This is a genomic window from Acinetobacter lwoffii (assembly GCF_024129855.1).
GTDB classification, from domain to species: domain Bacteria; phylum Pseudomonadota; class Gammaproteobacteria; order Pseudomonadales; family Moraxellaceae; genus Acinetobacter; species Acinetobacter lwoffii_L.
On sequence record NZ_JAMXXC010000074.1, the window covers coordinates 1 to 499 of the forward strand.

A 499-nucleotide genomic window follows, 5' to 3' on the forward strand; every position below is an offset into this window, starting at 1 on the left:
ATCAGCTCACCGAAGCAATCACGGTTGTATCGAGGCTGATATGGACGTTTCAGGCGCTTGGATCGAGGAATCCAGAGGTCATTTGCAGTCATCCAGCGACGAACCGTTTCTACCGGGATATGCAGGCCAAACATGCTGCTGAGCTTCTCATGCGCCAATGTAGGACCAAAGCCAAGTAAATGTTCAGAAATAATGGAAAGACATTCTGATTTTAGCAGGACGTCATGGCGACGATGACCCGGTTGACCACGACTGGCATGTGCCATACCTGAGACACCATCTTGATTGAGCTTCTGCAATAACCGGGTAATTTGACGGGTGGAAAGATTCAGGATTTCAGCAGCACGGACCTGGGTAATACGATGATCTCTAACGTCTTGCAGAACTGCAAGACGTTGAATTTCTTTATCAGACATAGTGATCAGCATCTATATTTTATATCCAGTCCATGGTGATAAAAACCATCATAAACCAGACATTTTTATTGGTGAGAATATAG

Annotated in this window: 1 protein-coding gene; it reads right to left on the reverse strand. The window is 45.1% G+C overall.

All coding sequences use genetic code 11. The features are described 5' to 3' along the window. A partial coding sequence (locus tag NI465_RS16555) for a helix-turn-helix domain-containing protein (protein ID WP_253146005.1) occupies positions 1 to 428 on the reverse strand: 428 nt, incomplete at its 3' end. Positions 429 to 499: the final 71 nt, after the last annotated feature.